Here is a 958-nt window from a genome sequence, read left to right on the forward strand (position 1 = left end):
TGGTGACCCGTACGGGATTCGAACCCGTGTTACCGCCGTGAAAGGGCGGTGTCTTAACCGCTTGACCAACGGGCCATCGTTTCAAAATGTGTCGTTTCTTGCTGACAAAAAGTATTATATCCAATAATTTTATCATTGGCAACCCTTTTTAAACTTTTTTTATATATTTTTTGTTTTTTTATTTAAAGATAAGAAAAGCATTGATAACACGAACATATATTCTGTATACTTAAAGAAAGCATTCTACATGGGAGTGATCTGAATGAAGGAAATTCAGGAGGTTCAACATCAAGATTTAATAGAAAAATTTCAATATGTTAAAAACCAAGCTAAAGAAGAAACTCGCATAGAGGTAGCCGAACGTATGATCGATTATGGAATTGACTCACAATTAGTTCGGACAATCACTGGTCTATCAATTGAACAACTTAAAGCTCGACCTTCTCGGTAGATAGCGTGCACATTTTAAGTCGCTTAATACATACGCTTAAGATCATTTTATTATCCACTAACAAGTTTAAGCTCTTTTGGTCTCTTCTATTATTAGTAAAAGGCCAAAGAGCTTATTATTTTATTTCTACCTTTCACTACCAAAGACTTGTTAGGAGAGTATGTAGTTACTTAGCTAGCCGACCTTAATAATAATTATTAGTCCTTCATAAGAGGAGAGGCTGATAAGTAGATCATCTATAGTGTTAAACATTATACTTCTAATAATTTGGGTATCAAATGGATACAAAAAAACCAACCGATAAAGGTTGGTTAATAATATATGTATAAGTAATGTAAAGTTGCTCTGGAGCTTCCAAGCGGATTCGAACCGCTGACCCCTACCTTACCATGGTAGTGCTCTACCTGCTGAGCTATGGAAGCATAAAAAAATGGCTCCACAGGTAGGACTCGAACCTACGACCGATCGGTTAACAGCCGATTGCTCTACCACTGAGCTACTGTGGAA

The 958-nt window shown here is 36.6% G+C and carries 1 protein-coding gene and 3 tRNA genes; 1 reads left to right on the forward strand and 3 read right to left on the reverse strand.

Annotated elements, in window-relative coordinates:
- Positions 1 to 75 (reverse strand) — tRNA-Glu (locus RYX56_RS21080).
- 187 nt (positions 76 to 262) lie between these two features.
- Between RYX56_RS21080 and RYX56_RS21085 the strand changes: the two genes are divergently transcribed.
- Complete coding sequence (locus RYX56_RS21085) at positions 263 to 451, forward strand: Rpn/YhgA-type helix-turn-helix domain-containing protein (RefSeq protein ID WP_317123957.1); 189 nt, start codon at positions 263 to 265, stop codon at positions 449 to 451.
- Positions 452 to 797: 346 nt separating this feature from the next.
- On the opposite strand, the gene RYX56_RS21090 is transcribed toward RYX56_RS21085, so the two are convergent.
- Both RYX56_RS21090 and RYX56_RS21095 read right to left on the reverse strand, forming a co-directional pair.
- Positions 798 to 873 (reverse strand) — tRNA-Thr (locus RYX56_RS21090).
- Between the two features lie 9 nt (positions 874 to 882).
- Positions 883 to 957: transfer RNA gene (locus RYX56_RS21095), tRNA-Asn, on the reverse strand.
- Position 958: the final 1 nt, after the last annotated feature.

Source organism: Alkalihalophilus lindianensis (assembly GCF_032843265.1).
Lineage (GTDB): Bacteria > Bacillota > Bacilli > Bacillales > Bacillaceae_D > Alkalihalophilus > Alkalihalophilus lindianensis.

Excerpts from the sequence above, each read along its gene's own strand:
- RYX56_RS21085 (WP_317123957.1), top strand. The coding sequence starts at position 263 with ATGAAGGAAATTCAGGAGGTTCAACATCAAGATTTAATAGAAAAATTT.